Below are 19,766 nucleotides of genomic sequence, written 5' to 3'. Positions count from 1 at the left end.
CGGATCAAGGCACGGCAGGCTGCAGAACGCCGACCGGCAGATCGGACCTGATCGTCCGCGCCGTCAGAACCTGACCTTCACACCGGCATAGAAAGCACGCGGCCGCGCCGGGCTGACCGAACGTGCGTCTGCGAACTGAGCGCCGTTATTGGCAAAATTCGGCACCGAGTCGGTCTCGAAGAAAGTTCCGTATGTCGAATAGCGGCGGTCGAAGATATTGTCGACGCGGGCGAAGACCTGCACCGACTTGTCGACCTGATACGACGCGTGGGCATTGAACACGGTATAGGCTTCAAGTTTTGGCGCCTGGTTGGAATCGTCGCCCACGAAATACTGGCTGCTGACGAACAGCGCATCAGCCCCGACCTTGAAGGCATCAGTCAGCGCATAATCGAACCCGGCCTTGACGCGATGACGCGGGATCGCCGGAATCTGGTTGCCGGGCAATATCTGGACATTGCCATCGGCATCCGCGAACGGGCTGTTCGATCCGATCGCGAGCGGATCGAGGAAGCGCGCATCGACGAATGCATAGCTGGCATAGAGCTGCAGGGTGGGCGCACGCAGCGTGACTTCCGCCTCGATGCCCTGCCGGCGCGTCGAGCCGACATTCTGGAAATAGCCGTAGCCTTGCAGCACCGGGCTCGGGATTGCGAGAATGTCATCGGTGTTGGTGGCGCGGAAGGCGCCGAGCTTCCAGCCGAGCGTGCCGGCATTCAGCTCCTTGGTGCCACGCAGACCAGCTTCTATCGTATGCGAAACCACCTGCTTGAGCGGCGGATCGGAGATCAGGAAGGCACCGACGATGCATGGATTGGCGGGGTCGGCGCAGCCAAGTTCCAGTGGGGTTGGCGCGCGGTTGGCTTCCGAATAGCCGGCATAGGCGGTCAGCTCTGGCGTGATCTTGTAGGTACCGCCAATGATCGGATTGAAACGATTGAACGTGTGGTCACCGTTGAGCGCGGTGCCGATCTGATCCTCGAGCACGATCTGCGCGGTGTTGAAGCGACCGCCGCCGGTGATCGAAAAGGCATTGGTCACATCGAACGTGTCGAGCGCGTAAATGCCGCCATAGCGATTGGTGGTGCGCAGCGACACCGGGCCGATCGCGACCGGATCGCCGGATTGACCGAGGGAAATCCCGCTGCCGGTGACGACGTAATCCGGGCCGATCGTGCCGAGTTCGGCGCTCGCGGTGAACTGACTGACGCTGGACGAATAGCTGGCGCCCACGACAAAGCGGTTGTCATGGCCGAACAGCTGATCGGTATTGGTCGCCTGCAGGGAGCCGCCCACCGTGGTTGAGCGCGTCGAGGTACGATCATTCTCGCCAAGAACCGCGCCGGGCGCGAAGGGATTGGCGATTTGTGCGCCGTTCAGGCCGTTGGCCGGCGTGTCATCATCGCCGAAGCACAACAGGGTCGGATCTTCGCAGCGCTGGGTACCGGTCGGATTGCCATCCTGGGTCTTGTTCCTGAAGAATCTCAGATGCGCCGCCGCTTCCACCGTCCAGGTTGGCGTGGCCTCGACCTTTCCAGTGAAGTTGAGATAGCCGACGCGGTTATTCGAGGTTTGCGGCGTCGTATAGGTCGCGCCGTAGTTCTGTTGCAGCAGTTCGACCGGCACGGTCGCCGCCGCACCGAACTTGTTGTCGGCGACGCCCATATTGAGGTGAAGCTCTGTGCTGTCGCTGCGATAGCCGACATCGCCATAAAAACGTCGGACGTCCGATGCCGAGAAGTTGCGGAAGCCGCCGTCATGCAGGCCTTCGAGCGCGCCATAGACGGCGAATCCCTCGACCTGCTTGCCCCATTGCGCCGAGCCCTGGATGCGGCCGAACGAGCCGCCCATCGTGCTAAGCTCGGCTCCCTGATAGTTGAAACCGTCCTTCATCTGGATGTTGACCGCGCCGCCTAGCGCGTTGAGGCCGAAGGCGGGATTGTTGGTGACCACGCTGACCGAGCGGATCGCCGTGGTCGGGATCAGGTCCCAATTGATGGTGTCGCCGAAGGCTTCGTTGATACGCACGCCATTCTGATAGACCGCGAGCCCCTGCGGCGTACCAGCCACCGGCGACGCCACGAATCCGCGAAATTGCAGATCGGGCTGGAAGGGATTGCCCGCGACTTCGTTGATCAGAATGCCGGGCACTTGCTGTTGCAGCGCATCAGTGACGTTCAGGGAATTGGCACGTTCGATCGCGCGGGCATCGACATAATTGATACCCGCGGTGACCTTGTCGACGTCGATGCCGGAACGCGACGTTGGCGTGGTCGGATAGACGTAGACCGTCCGCGGCCGCTCGGCGACCCGCTGGGTGGTCTGACGCCGGGGGCCGCGTTTGCTGGCGGTGGCAGGGGCGGACACCACCACGGGAGGCAGCACCTGCGGCTCTCCAGGCGGACTTTGCGCAAAAGCCGTTTCGGAAATCGGTAGAAGACCCGTCGACAGCGAAGCCACGACCAGCACTCTTACGCGCATCTGTTTCACCCCATTCCGCGTCGGCGCTCTGATGGCACCGTTCGGTAGCGTGATACTAGCGAGTGTGAGAGGCTGCGCTATCTGCAAATGTCGAAATCCGTCTCAGTTATTTTCCCGATAAAGTCGGGACAAATTCCCGATCGCGCGTAACCAGCGCATTTGGCAACGGTTCCGTCACGGGAATGATGGCCTCGACAGTTACGCCGTCCACATCAGATCTGACCGTGAGCGTCCCACCCAGTGCCCAGACCCGCTCTCTCATGCCGACGAGACCAAAGCCGCCATTGCGATCGGGATCGAGGCCGCGGCCATTGTCGCGCACGCGGACCAGTACGTTGTCACACTCGGGGTTCGCCGCCGTCCCCATCACCGGTTCGATGACCACGCTCACGGCAGAGGCTTGCGCGTGGCGGAACACATTGGTGAGTGCCTCCTGAACAACACGATAGGCGGTGAGTTCGGCGACCTCACCAAGCGGCGCAAGCGTCGGCGATATCAGGCTCTCGATGACGACCTCCGGATGGGATTCGCGCCAGAGACGCAGCAAGACCGCAACAGCGCCGGACAGACCGAGATCCGTTAGTCCGACCGGGCGCAATCGCTCGAGAATGCGGCGATTGAACTGCTGCAAGACATCGACCTGCGCCAGAATGGCCGTGCCATGCCTCGACAAGGCACCGGTCCCCGACGGATCGTGATCGGCGAGACGCATCACCGCGCCTGCATGGGCGCGCAGGGCGAAGAGATACGGCCCGAACTCGTCATGCAGTTCGCGTGCGATATCCCTGCGCTCGATATCCTGCAGCGAGACGGCCCGTTCGGCCAGACGCCGCCGGTCCTCGAGCACATCGCCCAATGTGGCAGCGAGATGATTGAGCCGGATGCAGAGCGCGGCGAGTTCCGGTGCGCCTGCGGGCGCGACGCGCGCTTGATAGTTCCCCGCTTCGATATCGACCATGGCCTGCGACAATGCGTCGAGCGGCGCCAGCGCCCGCCTGACGACCAGGCTCGTGACGACGAACAGCACCATGGCAACGATCAGACTGAGTGCCAACTGGGTGACGATACCGTCCCATATCTCCCGCATTTCGTCATCGGGATGCGAGGTGATCATCAGCATCTGCTGTTTCCCACCAATCGCCACCGACACCGGAACCGATATCCGCTCGGGATGAATCAACGATATGAACCACGATGGCGGAGAGCCTGCACCGTCGCTCCGATCATGCCCGTCACTCTTCGGGGACGGCATGTTCCCGTCGCCTTGCCTGACGATACTGACATGTCGCAATCGATTCAGATCGGCGACAATTTTATCGAGCCGCGCATTCGGATCCTGCGCTTCGCTCAGGCCGGTTCCGATACTTTCGATGACTTCACGTGTCAGCCGGATCACGCTCTGGTCCTCGGCCTGGACGCGCGGGCCGGCTTCCAGCGCGAGCCGCACAACATTGGCGACCAGGCCGAGAGTGAGCACAAGCGCTACCAGAAGATTGATCCGCGCGCGCAGCGAAAGATTCTGCCACATGACCATGCTTTCACTCGCATCTCGCCTGCATGCCGCGACTATGAACTTGACAGCGAAATTCGACGGCGATCATATCGGATCGAGGCGACCTTCGATTGTCAATCATGTCACTCCAAAGGCGCGCGGCTGATGCAGCGCAGCAATCGAGGAGCAGGCCGAGACTTGCTGACTGAGTTTCTTACTGAAAAAGTTTTTTGCCGACAGAGTTTACGGGGTTAACCCATGCGCGTTCTGATCGTCGATGATCACCCCATCGTCACATCGGGCTGCCGCGCGGTGTTCGCGGACGATCCGGAGATCGAGCTGCTGGAAGCGTCCGATGCCGCCAGTGGGGAGCAGGTTTTCCTCACCGGTGATCCCGATATCTGCATCATCGATATCAATCTGCCGACAGTGTCCGGATATGAATTGGCGCGGCGCATCCTGCTGCGCGACGACACGATGCGCATCATCATGTTCAGTATGAATGACGACCCGATCTTCGCTGCCCGTGCGATCGAGAGTGGCGCCAAAGGCTATGTCTCCAAGACCGGCGACCCACACGATCTGCTGGAGGCAGTCTATGAGGTTGCGCGCGGCGGCGTGTATCTCCCACCGGCGATGGCGCGAAGCCTTGCTTTTGCCGGGCCTGCGCTGATGCAAAGCCCGCTGTCGAAGCTGAATTCGCGCGAGATGGAAATCCTGCGACTTCTCGGTGCCGGCAAGAGCCTCGCCGAAATTGCATGGATGGTTCACGCCTCCTACAAGACGGTCGCCAATACATCGTCACTTATGCGGCAAAAGCTCGGCGTCCGCAGTTCGGTCGAACTGGTGCGCTTCGCCATCGAGCGTGGCATCGCCTGACCGGGCGTCCCTGACCAGACATCACGTGTTTCGGCGATGTCGTATCGCTGCCGCATCCAACCTGTAAAGTCATGACCATGCAGACAGTTTCGCTCAATCGATCATATGGCGGCACACAGGGCGTCTACAAACACGCCAGTCACGCGACCGGAACTGACATGACATTCTCGGTCTATGTGCCGCCGCATCAGGATGGCGTCAGGCTGCCCGTGGTCTGGTATCTCTCGGGCCTCACCTGCACGCATGCCAATGTCACCGAAAAGGGCGACTTTCGCGCCGCATGCGCCGAGCTGGGGCTGATCTTCATTGCGCCGGATACCAGCCCGCGCGGTGCTGATGTTCCCGGCGACGCCGACAATGCCTATGACTTCGGGCTGGGCGCCGGCTTTTATGTCGATGCTACCCAGGAGCCGTATGCGCGCAACTATCGCATGTGGAGCTATGTGACCGAGGAATTGCCAAAGCTCGTGGCCGATCAATTTCCCGTCGATAGCAGTCGTCAGTCGATTCTCGGCCATTCCATGGGCGGGCATGGCGCGCTGACCATTGCGCTGCGTCATCCTGATCGCTATCGCGCGGCTAGCGCTTTCGCTCCGATCGTGGCGCCGTCGCAGGTGCCGTGGGGGATCAAGGCGCTGCGTGGCTATCTCGGCGACGATAAAGCGGCGTGGAGAAAACACGATGCGGTTGCCCTGATCGAGGATGGGGCACGATTCCCCGAATTGCTGGTCGATCAGGGCGACGCCGATAATTTTCTCGCCGAACAACTGCGGCCTGAACTGCTGCAGAGTGCTTGCGAAAAGGCGGGCATTCCGCTGACGCTACGCCACCAGCCCGGCTACGATCACAGCTACTATTTCATCTCGACCTTCATGGCCGATCATCTGCGCTGGCACGCGGCGCGGCTCAAAGGGTGAGCTATTGCGGCTGGGGAGCGCCGTAATTAGGCGCCAGCAAACGGTTGTGAACCAGATAGCTGGTCGCCCGCGACCAGGATTCGTCGGTGTTGCCGCGCATGTCGGCGTTCACGGCCGTTACGAGCCGACCGGTGTGGACGTTTCGCAGATAGATTCTCATATTGAGAATGAGGTTGGAAATCTTCTGCACCACGCCGGTGACGACGAGATCGGCGCCGATTTGCTGCGCAAGCTGGACGTCGCAGCCGCCGCAGGCCTGCAAGTTCCGGCCTTGCGCCGCAACATTGAGGGATGACATATCCAGCAGCTCGAAACGGCCGGACTGACCGAGCTCATGGCGAAGCTGATCGCTGATATGGAGCAGCCGCTCATGCTCGTCGGCACGCGGGCCTTTTATCTCACCATCGAGACTCGTATCGAGCAATTCGAAGTTGAAGACGGCCATCTTGAGTTCTGCGGACTGGGCTACGGACGCCGTCACAAGCAGCCATATGGCGATCGATAGTGCTCTCATCACGGACCTCGCATCATTAAAATGCAACGCGTCGGCAGAATCCGAGGTTGCAAGCTACGATAATTGGTTCATGTTTCAAGCCACGAGACCCTTCGCCGGTGCCAAGCCGGGGAGGAGTAGCCGGAGGGAACATGATACGGTGGTTGATCGGCGCGATCAGTCTCTGCGCCGTGACGTCGTCTGCGCTGGCGGCCGAACCGCTGACGATCAGCATCGGTTATCTAGGTCAGGCCGGCATCAAGGCAACTCTTTCACTGGTCGAATTACCGTCCGAGAACGATGGCATCGCCGGCGCGCGGCTCGCCATCGAGGATAACAACACCACTGGCAGGTTCCTGAAGCAGCAGTTCCGGCTGGAGGAGGTCCGTGTGAAGGACGGCGACGACGTCGCCGGAGCCGTACGCGATCTCGCTGGCCGTAGCACCTTCATCATTGCCGACCTGCCGCCCGATGCATTGTTACAGGCGGCCGACGCGGTCCGTGATCGCGGCGGGATCCTGTTCAATGTGGGGGCCGCCGACGATCGGCTGCGCGAGGCGGACTGCCGGGCCAATGTGATCCATATTGCGCCGACGCGATCGATGCTGGCGGATGCACTGGCACAGTATCTGGTGTGGAAGCAGTGGAAACGCTGGCTGCTCGTGGTCGGCTCGCATGACGACGATCGGCTTGAAGCAGACGCCTATCGCCGTGCAGCCGCGCGGTTCGGCGCAAAGATCGTGCAGGAACGTGTCTTCGAGGATACCGGCGGCGCGCGGCGTACCGATAGTGGCGTCACATTGATCCAGCGCCAGATCCCGGTCTTCACACAGCAGGCACCGGCCTATGACGTCATGATCGCCGCCGACGAGAGCGAAGTCTTCGCCTCCTATTTGCCGTATCGCACCTGGGATCCGCGGCCGGTCGCGGGATCGGCGGGTCTGGTGCCGACCAGTTGGCATGCCGCACAGGATCAATGGGGGGCCGTGCAGATCCAGAACCGCTTCAACAAACTGAATTCGCGCCGCATGACAGCGCGCGACATGCAGGCATGGCTCGCGACCCGCATGATCGGCGAAGCCGCGTCCCGCACGAATTCGGGCGACGGCAACGCCATTCTGACGTTTCTGAAGTCGCCCGATTTCTCCATCGCCGGCTTCAAGGGGCAGCGGCTCACGATCCGCGACTGGAACCTGCAGCTACGCCAACCGATCCTGCTGGTCGACGGGCGCATGGTGATTTCGGTCTCGCCGCAGGAAGGTTTCCTGCATCAGGTCTCGGAACTCGACACACTCGGAATCGACCGTCCGGAAAGCAAATGCAGGCTGCAATGATGATGAACAGATCAAAGATGCTGTGTCGTGTCTGGCTGTGTGGAGCGGCGATATGGCTTGCAACAGCAGCGCCTGCATCGGCCTTTCTCGCTTATGTGTCGAACGAGAAGAGCAACACCGTCTCGGTGATCGACACCGACAGCTGGACCGTCACCGCGACCATCAAGGTCGGTCAGCGTCCGCGCGGTATCGAACTGACGCGCGATGGCAAATCGGTACTGGTCGCGGTCGGCGACGACGACACCATCCAGATCATCGACGTCGCCAGCCAGAAGGTGGTCGACTCGCTGCCATCCGGTCCGGACCCCGAGCTTTTCACCCAGGATGCCACCGGCAAGATTCTCTATGTCGCCAACGAGAACGACAACACGGTGACCGTGATCGATCTCGAAAAACGCGTGCGCATGGGCGACGTGCAGGTCGGTGTCGAGCCCGAAGGCATGGCGATCAGTCCCGATGGCAAGATCCTGATTAACACATCCGAAACCACCAACATGGCGCATTTCATCGACACCGCGACGCGCGAGATCGTGGCCAATGTGCTGGTCGACGCGCGTCCGCGTTTTGCCGAATTCAAGCGCGACGGCTCCGAACTGTGGGTGTCGTCCGAGATCGGCGGCACCGTGTCCGTGATTGATCCGGCCAAACGGGTGGTGACCGACAAGATCGAGTTCAACATTCCCGGTCTGCGGCGCGAAGCCATTCAGCCGGTCGGTATCGGCATGACCCGGGATGCCAAGACCGCCTTCATCGCGCTCGGCCCCGCCAACCGGATCGCCATCGTCGATGCGGCGACCCACAAGGTGATCAAGTATCTGCTGGTGGGCCAGCGGGTCTGGCACATGGCGTTTACCCCCGATGAGAAATATCTGCTGGTCACCAATGGCGTCTCCAACGATGTCTCGGTGATCGACGTCACGGCGCAGAAGGTCATCAAGACCATTCAGGTTGGCGAATTGCCCTGGGGCGTCGCCATGGCACGGCCATGACCACGATCGACACATCCCGCCCTGAACAGATCGCGCGCGACGCGCCGGAGCCAACTAGCGTGCCGGCCGTCACGCTCGCTCTGTCGGTCGCAGGCATCAGCCATTGCTATGGTCGTCGCCGGGCGCTGTCGGATGTCTCCTTCGGCGTCGCGCCGGCGAGTTTCACGGCTCTCGTCGGCCTCAATGGCGCGGGCAAGAGTACGCTGATTGCGCTGATCACCCGGTTGTTCGGCATTCAGGCTGGACGGATCAGTGTATTCGGCCACGACATCAGCGATACGCCGGGCGATGCCTTGCGGCTGCTGGGCGTGGTGTTTCAGCCACGTACGCTCGATCTCGATCTGTCTGTCATGCAGAACCTACTTTATCACGCCGCGCTGCAGGGCATCGCACGGCGCGAGGCCCGCTTGCGCGGCGACGAGGTGATTGCGCGCATCGGCCTTGCCGACCGCGTGAACAGCCGCGTGCGCGATCTGTCCGGCGGACAGATGCGACGTCTCGAGATCGCCCGCGCACTGCTGCACCGGCCGCGGCTGCTGTTGCTGGATGAAGCGACCGTTGGCCTCGACGTGCAGGCCCGCGCCGATATTCTTGCGCATGTTCGGACGCTGGTCGCGGAACGAGGCATTGGCGTGCTGTGGGCAACACATCTGTTTGACGAAATCGCCGAGAGCGACGATCTCGTCGTGCTGCATGGCGGCCACGTGCTCGCACAAGGTTCCGTAACGCAGATCCTGGGCGAAACCGGCGCTCCCAATTTTGACACCGCCTTCCGGAGCATGACCGAGGCGGCTGACCGGCGCGGGAGGCCATCGTGAGCACGACATTCGTCACCCATGAGCATCGCAAACTGGGTTTCGGCAATTATGTCACCTGTCTCAACGGCATCCTGTGGCGGGAGGCGCTGCGCTTCCTGCATCAGCGCGAACGTTTCGTTTCGGCGCTGGTGCGTCCGCTGGTCTGGCTGTTCATTTTCGCCGCCGGCTTTCGGCAGGTGCTTGGTATCTCGATCATCCCGCCTTACGAGACTTACATTCTCTATGAGGTCTATATCGCGCCCGGCCTTATCGCGATGATCCAATTGTTCAATGGCATGCAGTCCTCGCTGTCGATGGTCTATGACCGCGAGATGGGGAATATGCGGACGCTTCTGGTCAGTCCGCTGCCGCGCTGGTTCCTATTGGTTTGCAAATTGCTGGCCGGGACAGTCGTCTCCCTGCTGCAGGTCTATGCATTTCTCCTGATCGCGTGGTTCTGGGACATCGCTCCGCCGCTCATTGGCTATCTCACTGTTCTGCCGGCACTGGTCCTGTCCGGATTGATGCTGGGATCGCTGGGCATGCTGATCTCGTCACGCATCAAGCAACTGGAGAATTTTGCGGGGGTCATGAACTTCGTGATCTTCCCGATGTTCTTTGCGTCGTCCGCGCTCTATCCTTTGTGGCGCGTGCAGGAGGGCAGCCCGATGCTCTATTATCTCTGCCTGTTCAATCCCTTCACCCATGTGGTCGAACTGATCCGCTTCGCGCTCTATGACAAGGTCAACTGGGTCTCCCTTGCCGTGGTCGCGGGCTGTACCGCCGTCTTCACCATCGGTGCAATCATTGCTTACGATCCCGGCCGCGGCCTTGCCCGCCGGGCACCAGCCGGGGGCGAGACATGAACAGACCGATCGGCGTCATCACAGCACTCTTGTTGATCTGGTCGGGCACTACGCAGGCCGCCGATCCGCGTTATCCCGACTGGCCGTGCGTTCAGGCCAAGGTGCCGGAAATCTCGCTGGCTGCGGTCTGGGCCGGACCGCCGATCGACGATGTCGCCAGCGCCTGGAAGGACGACGCCCAGGTCAGCGCGCTGGTCGAACGTCTGGCGACACGACGCGTACCCGTTGAGGAAGCGCAGAAGGCTGTCACGGACTTTCTCTCACAATCGCCGGACAAGGCCAAAGCAGGCAAACTGATCTTCGCGGGGTTGTTCGACAGCCTGAACGCGCAGCGAGCGACGGTGCTGGCCGGTCTCGAACGCGTCACGCGCAAGCAGCGCGAAGCAGCCGATCGGGTCCGCGCCGACACGGCAGCGCTGCAGACATTGCAGAACGCGTCGCCACCCGATCAGGCGAAGATCGACGAACTCAACAACAAGCTGCTATGGGAAGCCCGCATCTTCGACGACCGGCGCCGCGTCGTTACCTTCGTCTGCGAGGTGCCGACGCTGATCGACCAGCGGCTGTTCGCGCTCAGTCGCACCATCCAGCAGGAGATGGAATAATATCGCGTGCCAGGGCGTGGACTCATATCTCCAACAAGCTTCAAAAGCCGGCGGCGACGATGGCATGCAGCAGCTTCGCGTTGCTAAAGCCAATATCTTCACGCGTTAATCCCATGCGCAAGATTACCAATTTGCGCGAGGGAATGATCGCGATCACCTGACGGAGGTGGCCTTGCAACATAAACGTGTCGGCGGGGAGATCGAATCCTTGGCCCCGGGCCAACCAAAGCTGTCCACGACCATAGACGGGGCCTTGGCCCTCATCGGACGCCGGGAAAGGTGAGCGCATATAGTCGACAAAGCCCGCCGGTAGAAGCTGTTGGCCGTTCCATTCCCCGCCCAATCGCAAAAACTCGCCGAAGCGCGCCCAATCGTGCGCGTTGGCGTAGAGGAAGCCTTCGCCGAGAAACGTGCCGGCCTCATCGGCTTCGATAACGGCGCTATTCATGCCCAAAGGGTTGAACAGCCGCTCGCGCGGATAAGACAGAGCCGCCTCGCCAATCGCGTTCTGCCAGAGGCGCGTCAGCAAGACGGAATCGCCGCCGGAATAGTGGAATGTCGTTCCCGGTGAGGCGACGAGCGCGCGGTCCCGCGCGAAAGCCGCCGCATCCCTCACCTGATACTCCATGCGCCCCGCGTCGGTGTGACGCCCCTGATCTTCGTTCCATTCCAGTCCACCAGACATGGCCATCAGATCGGCGACCGAGATGTCCGAGCGGGCGTCCGCCCATTGCGGAAACAGATGTTTCTGATCGAGCGAAAGCTTGCCGTCCCTGATGGCCAGGCCGACCAGGGCCGCCGTGACGCTCTTGGTCATCGACCAACCCAGCAAGGGTGTTGAAGCGGTGAAACCTTGGCCATAGGTTTCGGCGACGATGCGCCCGCTGTGTACGACAACGATGGCGCGCATGCCCGGACCTTGCAAAACCGGATCGTTCACCGCCGCCTGCAAACGTTGGTTGTCGGATAATTGCACCTTCTCGCCGGTCGGCCAGAGCATGTCGGCGTCTTTGGTTGGCGGGAGTCGCAGTGCGGCAGGGCGGTCCCAAGATTGGTCGTTCAAGACGTTGGTGCAGCCCCGTCCTTCGACATATTGGGCGTGACGTTTGGCGAAAAGACCGAAAAGACTGGCATCGACGCTCTGCTCGACGGCGCTGACGTCGATTTTCATGAGGCGGAAGATCGAATGTCCGAGGGCCAGCAGGTCGGTACGCAAGATCGCATCCGCTTCGCGCTTGGCCATGAATACGTTCGAGCAGATGGTCTTCGCCGCAGCAGCGGAGGCGAGCTGTAATTCGTCTTGACGGGCGATGACGATCCAACCGCCGAGCCCCAATATCGCCAAGGCCAAAACACCGACGACGAAACCGAAAAGCCTGAGTGCCCAATGCATGATGTCTTAATCTCAGCCAAGGGGAGTCTTTTACTATGGCGCGGAAGATGGTTCCAAGCACGGCCTAATTTGCCGGCGACCGCGGTTCAGGCTGAGCGTCCGCCAGCGGTAGATCCTCCAGCTCCCAACCGTCGGTGCCTTCCGGATACCAGACGACATTACTGTAGCCATAGGACAGCGCGCGCTTCGCTGCATTCCAGGACATCCAGCAATTCGCCTGACAGTAGATCACCAGAAGCGCAGCACGGTTGCCGGCCGATGCGCGCGCGAGACCGTCTTGCAGATAGGCCTCGGTCTGGGTGGCCAGCCTGCCGTAGCCGGTGTCGGGTAGCCACAGGCTGCCCGGAATGTTGTGCCGCGGCTTGTCGCGCCAGACTGTTTCCGGCGGCAGATTGGCCGGCTTCGGCGGACGCGGCATGACATCAATGAAAGTGCCACGTTTGTCCCGCCAGATTGTCTCGGCCTCGCTGGTGGTGAGAACGCGCGCGCCTTTCAGGGTCGCAGGCACCGGCGCGCGATAATTGTCGGTGCGATAGTCATCCGGCTCGGCCACAATATCCTGGGCCCGGGCCGTCGTGACCATCACCAGTGCCATCGCGAGAAGGACGGCGTCACGCATGGTCACGGCGACTTGGCCGCCGCCTCCGGCCCGATCGGACGATTGTTCTCATCGAGAATGGGAACACCGAAATCGAGCAGGACCTTGTTGATGGCCGGCTGGTTTTCCTGGATCAGCCGGTTGAGCTGCCGCTTCCAGTTCTGATCCGCGGAGCGCACGCCCATGCCGATGCGATAGACGAGGCGGGGCCCCGTGGTTTCCTTGACCAGCGGCGTGACATGAAGCGGAGGATTGGCGTTCTTGGCATAGAAGCCCGCCATAGGCCCCCACAGGATCGCAGCGTCGATATCGCCGGATGTGAGATCCTTGATCATGGCCAGTGCCGATGAATCGACGCGGGTATCGATCACCAACGGATAGGGCTTCGCATTCACCATCAGGCCGTTGACCGCCATATTGGTGGCCGGCGGCGTCCCCGCCACGATGCCGATATGCTTGCTCTTCAACCTGGCGTCATCCAGCGTCGTGACGTCATCGAGACCGGCGCCGGTCTTCGACACCAGCGCATAGGCCGTCCGGTAATAGGGATTGGTCCCCTGGACGAGGTCGTCGCCCTGCGGGAAGCCCATGATGACATCGCAACGATGCGCGCCGAGTGTCATGCGAACGAAGCCCGTCGCCTGCGGAAAATAGACGTAATCGAGCTTCTTCTGCAGTTTGGCTGCGAACAGCTCGGCGAGCTTGTTCTCCAGACCCTCGCCCTTCTCATTCGAGAACGGCATGTTGCGCGGATCGGCGCAGACGCGCAGTACCTGCGGATCGACCAGTTCGATCGAGAGATCATCGGCGGGAGCAGCAGTCTGGCCAAGTGCGGTGCATATGCCATCCAGCAACAGTGCACTTGCGAAGAGCGACGTGAGTAGTGCGCGACATGGTCCGGATCGTTCCGCTCGGTGCTGCATGCGCTACTTGCCATTCACATTTGATGGGTGACACGACAAAAACCTAGGCCTCTCGTTTTAAGCGTGCAAGATGCAAAGGGGCGCTTCCGATGTTGCGCCGCACTTTCCGGGTGATTGCAGGATCGCTGCTTCTCCGGGGTGATATGGAGATGCAAATGACATCTCGCCTTGCGATGCATGCAGCGCTCATCATGCTGGCAATGCTCGCATCTGCCCACGCGCAACAGCAGACCTTGGCGATCGGTGAAGTCGCACCAGGCGTCTTCATGCATCAGGGACGCATCGCCTTGATGTCGTCGGACAATGACGGCGCCATCGCCAATATCGGCGTCGTGATCGGCGAGCAGGCGGTTGCGGTGATCGACACCGGCGGCAGCGTGCGGGAAGGGCGGCAACTACTGGCCGCCATTCGCGCACATACAGACAAGCCCATTCGCTACGTCATCAACACCCATGGCCATCCCGACCATATGTTCGGCAACGCTGCCTTCGTTGCCGAAGGAACCGAGTTCGTCGGTCATGTCAGGCTGCCGCAGGCATTAGCAGTACGCGGGCAGTATTATGTCGACGCATTCAGGCGCAGCATGGGCGACGCACTGATCGACGACGTTCGTATCGTACCGCCAACCCGGCTCGTCGATGGAGAACTCGTCCTCGATCTTGGCGGGCGCACGCTTGTCGTGAAAGCCTGGCCCACCGCCCATAGCGATAGTGATGTCACGGTATTCGACACGGTGACGAAGACGTTGTTCGCTGGAGATCTGGTTTTTCTCCGCCATATTCCGGTGCTCGATGGCAGCATCCAGGCATGGCTCAAGCTGCTGGACGATCTCGCGGCACTGCCCGCCAACCGCGTCGTTCCCGGCCACGGTCCGGTGAGCGCGTGGCCACAAGCCCTTGCCGCCGAGCGCCGTTACCTCGAAACGCTGGCATCCGACATCCGCAGCGACGTCACCGACGGCAGGCCGATCGCGGCCGCGGCGGAACATGCGGCAGCGGCAGAGCGCGACAAGTGGGAGCTGTTCGACGACTACAATGCCCGCAACGCAACTGCAGCATACTCACAATTTGAATGGGAATGACTGCCGGTTAGGTTAGTATCAAGCGCGTCGCTTCTTCCCTTGCGAGGGCCGTACCATGCCGGGATTTGCACTCCGCAGCGTCTATGCCGCCATCCTGCTGAGCGCCGTACTCAGTCTGCATTCTGTTTCCGCGGCCGGTCCGGAGCCCTACGATCCATGGCCGGGGCTGGTGCAGGACATTTTCGACAGCCGAGCGATGGATGACGGCAGCAACCTGATTGCGCTTGAAATGCCGACACGCGCGGAGGATGCCGCCATCGTGCCGGTGACGTTGCGCCTCAAGCTGACATCGGATGCGCGCTCGAGGGTGGTGTCGATCACACTGGTGATCGACCAGAATCCGGCGCCCATGGCGGCGAAGTTCAAGCTCGGGGCAGACGCAAATGTCTCGGAGATTTCAACCCGTGTCCGGATCAACAATTATACCAACGTCCATGCTGTCGCGGAGACCAGTGACGGCAAACTCCATGTGGTGCAAACCTATGTGAAGGCATCCGGTGGCTGCTCTGCACCGGCGGCGAAGAATGCCGAAGAGGCCAAGAACCGCTTGGGCCAGATGCGCTACAGGCAGTTTGCCAGACCTCAAAACGAGGGAAGTAGCAGCACGCGCGAGGCGCAGGTCATGGTCGGTCACCCCAATAATTCCGGCCTGCAGATGGATCAGGTCTCGCAACTGTATATCCCGGCTCTTTATGTCGATCGGCTCCAGCTATGGCAGGACGACAGCCCGGTCTTGTCGGTGGAGGGCGGTATCTCGATCTCCGAAGACCCGAATATTCGATTCACATACGTCTCAAATGGCGCAAAGACGTTCCGTGCCGAGGCCAAGGACACCGATGGACATCAATTTAGTCATGAGTGGAAGGTCGATGGCTCCGGCATGTAATGCAGCGCATCATGCAACCGGCAGACGATAGCCGTTAGAAGCAGCGCACTTCGGCCTCGGCCTGAGCGCGCCTGACGTCATTGATGGCGCTGGTAGCCTGCTCCGATGTTCGGAACTGGGCGCTCAAATTGCCGCGCACCTGTGACATACTTAGTGCCGTTTCCGCCGTGATATAGCGGGTATAGGGCACCAGCGACGCCACGACATCGATCGAGCACGAGCATTGCTCGATCGATTGCCGGGTCTCGCCATTCGCCTTCATGCAGCCGAAGACATATTCGGCGCGCGCGGAGGTCGGATAGTCATTGACCTCCGCGGCTCTTGCCGACCCCGACAAAACGGCAACGGCCGCAAACGTGACGAGATATCCTGTCATTCGATCGGATCCCACGAGAGCCTCGCAAAGCTGGCGAAGACGATCGGCGAACTATACTAGTAAAACGAAGCGGCTCAATAAGCCGAACAGATGCGGAGGGGACATGTCACGCATATCTCTATCGATGGCTCTTATATTGCTGCTCATGGCAAGCCACGCTCATGCGCAGGGCAAAGCCGGGAAGGGCATCCGGCTCTGGAACCTGACGACGTCGACCATTATTGGGTTCCAGCTATCCCCGGCTGGAAAGCAGCAATGGAGCGCCAATCTGACGTTGGCGGACAAGGACAAGGAAGTCGATCACGATGAGCGGCTGCGCATCACTGGGATAGAGCCCGGCAGTTACGACGCCAAGGTCAGCTATGCCGAGGCACGGCAGTGCGTGGTCAGGAATATCGAGATCAAGGCCGATGCTGTATTCTCGATTGCGGACAAGGACCTGCAGGACTGCAACAAATAGCGCCGGGTCGCCTTTGATTAGCCGGATGTTGTTCCCTGCGCCGCGTCAGCCTTGTCATGAGCATGCGGATATTCGCAGCGCCACTTCACCGCGGTCCATTTCGGATGTTCGCCGACCCACTGGGCGATGTAGGGCGGCGCCGCCATGGCGCATTGATGCAGTGAAAAGTCCGCCGTAAACGACAGATTCCGCTCTTCGCAGGTGTTTGGCGACATCACCGCGCAGACTGTCAGGACCAGATTGATCATATTCATGTCGGCATCCCTGATCGTTTACCGGACGATAACATCTCAAATACGTGCCCGGCATGGCGAAGTTTCGGCGGTCCCTGCGCTAAAAATTGATCCCATAAACCAGGCGGGCCTGGTGACGTTCGAAACTGACCAGATCCAGCGTCGATCCCGGCACCTCCGAGCGCCCCCATAATTGGGTGCTCCAGCTTGCAGTCAGCCGTGATCGTTCGGAAAGCTGGAAATAGGCCGTTGGCCCGACGAACAGCGCCTGACCGGCCAGTTCGCCAAGGCCGATTCCTTCATATCGGCGCATATAACGCGCCTCGCCTCCGAGGAGGATGCCGGGACGCACCTGCATCATGACGCCGAGCGCCGCTCCGATGCTCGCCTCGCGTTCCCGCGCTCCGGTATCGGCATAGCGCGTCCATTCCGGCTGATAGATCAGATTGAGCGCCGCAACAGCGACGTCAGGGACGATCTCGCGATCGAAGGCCAGCGTCAGCCCTGTGCCGTAGCTCCTGACCCGCGCTGCGCTCGTTTCGTCGATCCTGTTGAACTGCGTATCGATCGCGAGCGTCATGCCGATAGGGGCCGTCTCGCGATCAAGAAATCTGTAGCGAAAGTCCAGCGATGCTCCCTGCCAGCCGAGCGAGCGCTGATCGGCGAGCCCGGGAACGCCGACGATCCGATGGGCCGAGAAACTGCTCCCTATCTCGATGCGAATGTCCTTGGCGGGAACGAATTCCAGTTCGAATTCCTGCTCGCCCGCGCGGTAGCGACCGCCGGATTTCCCGAACCGCCCGGTCGTTTCGCTCTGGAATTCCCGTTCGCCCACTCGGCCGACGTCGCTGCCGATCATGAAGCCGAAAATATGCTCGGTATCGATATCACCGGCCTGTGCGCGCGGCACGGCCAGCGTGCTGAATGCAAGAACCGCCGCGTAGACTATCCTGACGCCACGCTGCACCTGTATCCAATCCTGTCATCGAAGAGAGACGTATACAGAGATAACACACTGCGCGAGCCTAGCCGAAATTGGCCCAGCCGCGAAGGCGATGTTCGCGATTTGCTTGAACATTTCATTCGGATCAGTTGCTATGCGTCGCGGCGAGCGCCAATAGCTCCGCATTCAGGGAAGGATCAATGGCGAGACTTCTGGTTCTTTATAAAACACCCAAGAATCCCGAAGCATTCAACAAGCACTATCAATCCGTTCACATCCCGCTCGCGAAGAAGATTCCAGGGCTCAAGCACTACGATATCAGTTCTGGTGATGTCGGAACGCCAACAGGTGCCAGCGATATTCATCTTGTTGCAGCGCTGGATTTCGAGACGGTTGCTGCGCTCAAGCTGGGTCTCGCCTCACCGGAAGGGCAGGCTGCAGCAGGCGACCTCGCGAATTTTGCGGATGGCGGCGCAGATCTGCTGATTTTCGATACGAAGGACGCTTGACAGCCGCAACGCGCGTTCAGCGGCCTCTGCCCGGCTCACAAACCGCAGTCTGTGAGCCGGGAGAGATCGATCAAGATGATCAATCTGTCACTTACGGGCCGCGCAGGCGTACATGTTGATTTCCATGCCGACCTGCACTTCCACGATCTTCGGAGTCTTCCAGCTCATCTTGGTCTCCTCAGAGTTTGCGCGGTGATCGCGCCGTGTGACGATAAGCAGTGAGGCGATGTCTTTCAATACAACTCCTCAAGGCTGCGCCGCGCAAATGCGCGCAGGCAACCGGAGCGCAACTATACTTCCTCGGTCAGAGCAGGCCGCTGATGGCCGTGATGCGCTCTGTGAATCGCAGATGGAACGACGCCAAAATATTTCCGGAACACGCGACTGAAGTGTGAGGAACTTGAGAATCCCCAGGAAAACGCGACGTCCGTGATCGTCTTTCCGTTCTGTGCCTCCAGTTCCTGCCGGCAATTCTGAAGTCGCGCCTGCCAGATATAGTCGCTCACGGTGATCCCGCGATCGCTGAACAGCATATGCAGATAACGTTTGGTGCAATGCAGTGCAGCCGAAATCTGATCGATGCTGAGCTCGGGGTCACGTAGATGTTCCCGAATGAAACCCTGCGCACGGACATACATGGCTTCCGGGCCGACGCGATCAAGCGTCATGTCGACTTCCCGCAGTGGTAACAGCAAGAGATCAATCAGCGAATCCGCGACGCCGGCGGCATTGTTTGGCGATAGTCTGGTCGATTCGCTGAAAGCGGCCTGTACGAAATCGTGCGCGATGCGTCCGGTGCCGGTGCGGGCCGAGAGCTTACAGGCGGCGATGTTTCCTGCGCCGAGGCCGCGCTCATGCAGCAGTTCCTTCGGTACGATCACGACGTCATGGCGTGTAAAGGCCGGGCTGACGATGGTATGCGGGCACGACACATCATAAACGAGGCAATCCCCGGGCCCGATATCGATCCGGCGGCTGTCCTGTTCGAAGTGCGAGATGCCATAAGTTTGAAACAAAATCTTCACGTATGGATGGTCGCTTTGCCGAATTCGCGGGGCTGCGTGGCCGATTCGATGCTGACTCGCCTCGATCTGACATAATTTCAGCCGCGAAACCGATGTGCAGTTGATCAGCCCGTCGAATGTGGACGCTTCCAGCGGATCGATATCAAATCGACCGCACAGATCGGTCAGGGCATCTGACCAAACCTGGATTTGCCTTGTCGGCGTCAATCCGGATGTGCTGAGAGAACTAAGCGTATCGGGCATGAACAATTCACCGATGAAAGACCATCACGTAACAATTGGTCACGAGATGGAACTATACTTACAGAACGAAGCACATATCGAACGAAGCACATACAGAAAAATGTGCGACACAATATGCAACGGCACAGCCCGCAATTCGTGAATCGTGATCAGAGTAACTCACTTCTCCTTGTCAATCCTCTGACTTGATACCAGCCCCGTCAAGCGAAACATCAGCCCCTGGTCGCGGTGCGGCGATCCGT

22 protein-coding genes are annotated in these 19,766 nt (G+C 60.4%); 11 read left to right on the top strand and 11 right to left on the bottom strand.

Annotation, left to right across the window (positions count from 1 at the left end):
- Nucleotides 1-63 precede the first annotated feature (63 nt).
- A complete protein-coding gene (locus CIW50_RS25335) occupies nucleotides 64-2,481 on the bottom strand; it encodes a TonB-dependent receptor (RefSeq protein WP_149533935.1) in 2,418 nt (805 codons plus the stop codon).
- A 106-nt stretch (nucleotides 2,482-2,587) separates the two neighbouring features.
- Nucleotides 2,588-4,009 (bottom strand): ATP-binding protein, encoded by a 1,422-nt coding sequence (locus tag CIW50_RS25330; RefSeq protein ID WP_149533934.1) that lies wholly within the window; start codon nucleotides 4,007-4,009, stop codon nucleotides 2,588-2,590.
- Between the two features lie 222 nt (nucleotides 4,010-4,231).
- Between CIW50_RS25330 and CIW50_RS25325 the strand changes: the two genes are divergently transcribed.
- Both CIW50_RS25325 and fghA read left to right on the top strand, forming a co-directional pair.
- Nucleotides 4,232-4,852: a response regulator transcription factor gene (locus CIW50_RS25325; RefSeq protein ID WP_149533933.1), complete on the top strand. Its 621-nt coding sequence runs from the start codon at nucleotides 4,232-4,234 to the stop codon at nucleotides 4,850-4,852.
- A gap of 71 nt (nucleotides 4,853-4,923) precedes the next feature.
- Entirely contained in the window at nucleotides 4,924-5,769 is an 846-nt protein-coding gene (gene fghA, locus CIW50_RS25320) for an S-formylglutathione hydrolase (protein WP_149533932.1), read from the top strand.
- Nucleotide 5,770: 1 nt separating this feature from the next.
- On the opposite strand, the gene CIW50_RS25315 is transcribed toward fghA, so the two are convergent.
- A complete protein-coding gene (locus CIW50_RS25315; protein ID WP_149533931.1) occupies nucleotides 5,771-6,283 on the bottom strand; it encodes a DUF3280 domain-containing protein in 513 nt (170 codons plus the stop codon).
- 131 nt (nucleotides 6,284-6,414) lie between these two features.
- Between CIW50_RS25315 and CIW50_RS25310 the strand changes: the two genes are divergently transcribed.
- Genes CIW50_RS25310 through CIW50_RS25290 form a run of 5 tightly spaced genes read left to right on the top strand, consistent with a single transcriptional unit; the run spans nucleotide 6,415 to nucleotide 10,853 of the window.
- Nucleotides 6,415-7,596: a lanthanide ABC transporter ABC transporter substrate-binding protein PedA1 gene (locus CIW50_RS25310; RefSeq protein WP_149533930.1), complete on the top strand. Its 1,182-nt coding sequence runs from the start codon at nucleotides 6,415-6,417 to the stop codon at nucleotides 7,594-7,596.
- Nucleotides 7,596-8,585, top strand: a complete 990-nt coding sequence (locus CIW50_RS25305; protein WP_502707541.1) for a YVTN family beta-propeller repeat protein — start codon at nucleotides 7,596-7,598, stop codon at nucleotides 8,583-8,585. Before CIW50_RS25310 ends, CIW50_RS25305 begins: the two co-directional genes overlap by 1 nt.
- Nucleotides 8,582-9,403 carry a lanthanide ABC transporter ATP-binding protein PedB/LutE gene (locus CIW50_RS25300; RefSeq protein WP_149533929.1) on the top strand — a complete coding sequence of 274 codons (822 nt, stop codon included), beginning with the start codon at nucleotides 8,582-8,584 and terminating at the stop codon, nucleotides 9,401-9,403. The genes CIW50_RS25305 and CIW50_RS25300 overlap by 4 nt, the downstream gene beginning before the upstream one ends.
- Complete coding sequence (locus CIW50_RS25295) at nucleotides 9,400-10,248, top strand: lanthanide ABC transporter permease protein PedC (protein WP_149533928.1); 849 nt, start codon at nucleotides 9,400-9,402, stop codon at nucleotides 10,246-10,248. Before CIW50_RS25300 ends, CIW50_RS25295 begins: the two co-directional genes overlap by 4 nt.
- Nucleotides 10,245-10,853: a hypothetical protein gene (locus CIW50_RS25290; RefSeq protein ID WP_149533927.1), complete on the top strand. Its 609-nt coding sequence runs from the start codon at nucleotides 10,245-10,247 to the stop codon at nucleotides 10,851-10,853. The genes CIW50_RS25295 and CIW50_RS25290 overlap by 4 nt, the downstream gene beginning before the upstream one ends.
- 40 nt (nucleotides 10,854-10,893) lie before the next feature.
- Here the strand turns inward: CIW50_RS25290 and CIW50_RS25285 are convergent, their stop codons facing one another.
- The 3 genes from CIW50_RS25285 to CIW50_RS25275 all read right to left on the bottom strand — a co-directional run bounded on the left by CIW50_RS25285 (nucleotide 10,894) and on the right by CIW50_RS25275 (nucleotide 13,767).
- Nucleotides 10,894-12,246 carry a serine hydrolase domain-containing protein gene (locus tag CIW50_RS25285; protein ID WP_149533926.1) on the bottom strand — a complete coding sequence of 451 codons (1,353 nt, stop codon included), beginning with the start codon at nucleotides 12,244-12,246 and terminating at the stop codon, nucleotides 10,894-10,896.
- Between the two features lie 64 nt (nucleotides 12,247-12,310).
- A complete protein-coding gene (locus tag CIW50_RS25280; protein ID WP_149533925.1) occupies nucleotides 12,311-12,865 on the bottom strand; it encodes a PQQ-dependent catabolism-associated CXXCW motif protein in 555 nt (184 codons plus the stop codon).
- 2 nt (nucleotides 12,866-12,867) lie between these two features.
- A complete protein-coding gene (locus tag CIW50_RS25275; protein ID WP_149533924.1) occupies nucleotides 12,868-13,767 on the bottom strand; it encodes a substrate-binding domain-containing protein in 900 nt (299 codons plus the stop codon).
- Nucleotides 13,768-13,922: 155 nt separating this feature from the next.
- On the opposite strand from CIW50_RS25275, the gene CIW50_RS25270 reads away from it, so the two are divergent.
- The gene (locus CIW50_RS25270; protein ID WP_149533923.1) at nucleotides 13,923-14,849 is read left to right on the top strand and encodes a quinoprotein relay system zinc metallohydrolase 2; all 927 of its coding nucleotides are present in this window, start codon (nucleotides 13,923-13,925) and stop codon (nucleotides 14,847-14,849) included.
- Nucleotides 14,850-14,904: 55 nt separating this feature from the next.
- Entirely contained in the window at nucleotides 14,905-15,735 is an 831-nt protein-coding gene (locus CIW50_RS25265; RefSeq protein WP_149533922.1) for a quinoprotein dehydrogenase-associated SoxYZ-like carrier, read from the top strand.
- 34 nt (nucleotides 15,736-15,769) lie between these two features.
- On the opposite strand, the gene CIW50_RS25260 is transcribed toward CIW50_RS25265, so the two are convergent.
- Complete coding sequence (locus CIW50_RS25260) at nucleotides 15,770-16,111, bottom strand: hypothetical protein (protein ID WP_149533921.1); 342 nt, start codon at nucleotides 16,109-16,111, stop codon at nucleotides 15,770-15,772.
- A gap of 124 nt (nucleotides 16,112-16,235) precedes the next feature.
- On the opposite strand from CIW50_RS25260, the gene CIW50_RS25255 reads away from it, so the two are divergent.
- A complete protein-coding gene (locus tag CIW50_RS25255; RefSeq protein WP_502707540.1) occupies nucleotides 16,236-16,571 on the top strand; it encodes a hypothetical protein in 336 nt (111 codons plus the stop codon).
- Between the two features lie 17 nt (nucleotides 16,572-16,588).
- On the opposite strand, the gene CIW50_RS25250 is transcribed toward CIW50_RS25255, so the two are convergent.
- Complete coding sequence (locus CIW50_RS25250; protein WP_149533920.1) at nucleotides 16,589-16,825, bottom strand: hypothetical protein; 237 nt, start codon at nucleotides 16,823-16,825, stop codon at nucleotides 16,589-16,591.
- A 79-nt stretch (nucleotides 16,826-16,904) separates the two neighbouring features.
- Complete coding sequence (locus tag CIW50_RS25245) at nucleotides 16,905-17,771, bottom strand: DUF6662 family protein (RefSeq protein ID WP_246664459.1); 867 nt, start codon at nucleotides 17,769-17,771, stop codon at nucleotides 16,905-16,907.
- A 176-nt stretch (nucleotides 17,772-17,947) separates the two neighbouring features.
- Here CIW50_RS25245 and CIW50_RS25240 point away from each other — a divergent pair, with 176 nt between their 5' ends.
- Nucleotides 17,948-18,256, top strand: coding sequence for an EthD family reductase (locus CIW50_RS25240; protein ID WP_149533919.1), 309 nt, complete (start codon nucleotides 17,948-17,950; stop codon nucleotides 18,254-18,256).
- Nucleotides 18,257-18,343: 87 nt separating this feature from the next.
- Here CIW50_RS25240 and pqqA read toward each other — a convergent pair whose 3' ends face one another.
- Both pqqA and CIW50_RS25230 read right to left on the bottom strand, forming a co-directional pair.
- Nucleotides 18,344-18,424 (bottom strand): pyrroloquinoline quinone precursor peptide PqqA, encoded by an 81-nt coding sequence (gene pqqA / locus CIW50_RS25235; protein WP_081421972.1) that lies wholly within the window; start codon nucleotides 18,422-18,424, stop codon nucleotides 18,344-18,346.
- Nucleotides 18,425-18,546: 122 nt separating this feature from the next.
- On the bottom strand, nucleotides 18,547-19,524 hold the full coding sequence (locus CIW50_RS25230) for a helix-turn-helix domain-containing protein (protein WP_172980463.1): 978 nt from the start codon (nucleotides 19,522-19,524) through the stop codon (nucleotides 18,547-18,549).
- Nucleotides 19,525-19,766 lie beyond the last annotated feature (242 nt).

The organism is Tardiphaga sp. P9-11, assembly GCF_008329525.1.
Classification (GTDB): domain Bacteria; phylum Pseudomonadota; class Alphaproteobacteria; order Rhizobiales; family Xanthobacteraceae; genus Tardiphaga.
The sequence above is the reverse complement of the archived record's forward strand: the minus strand, read 5'-3'. Positions and strand labels throughout refer to the sequence as shown.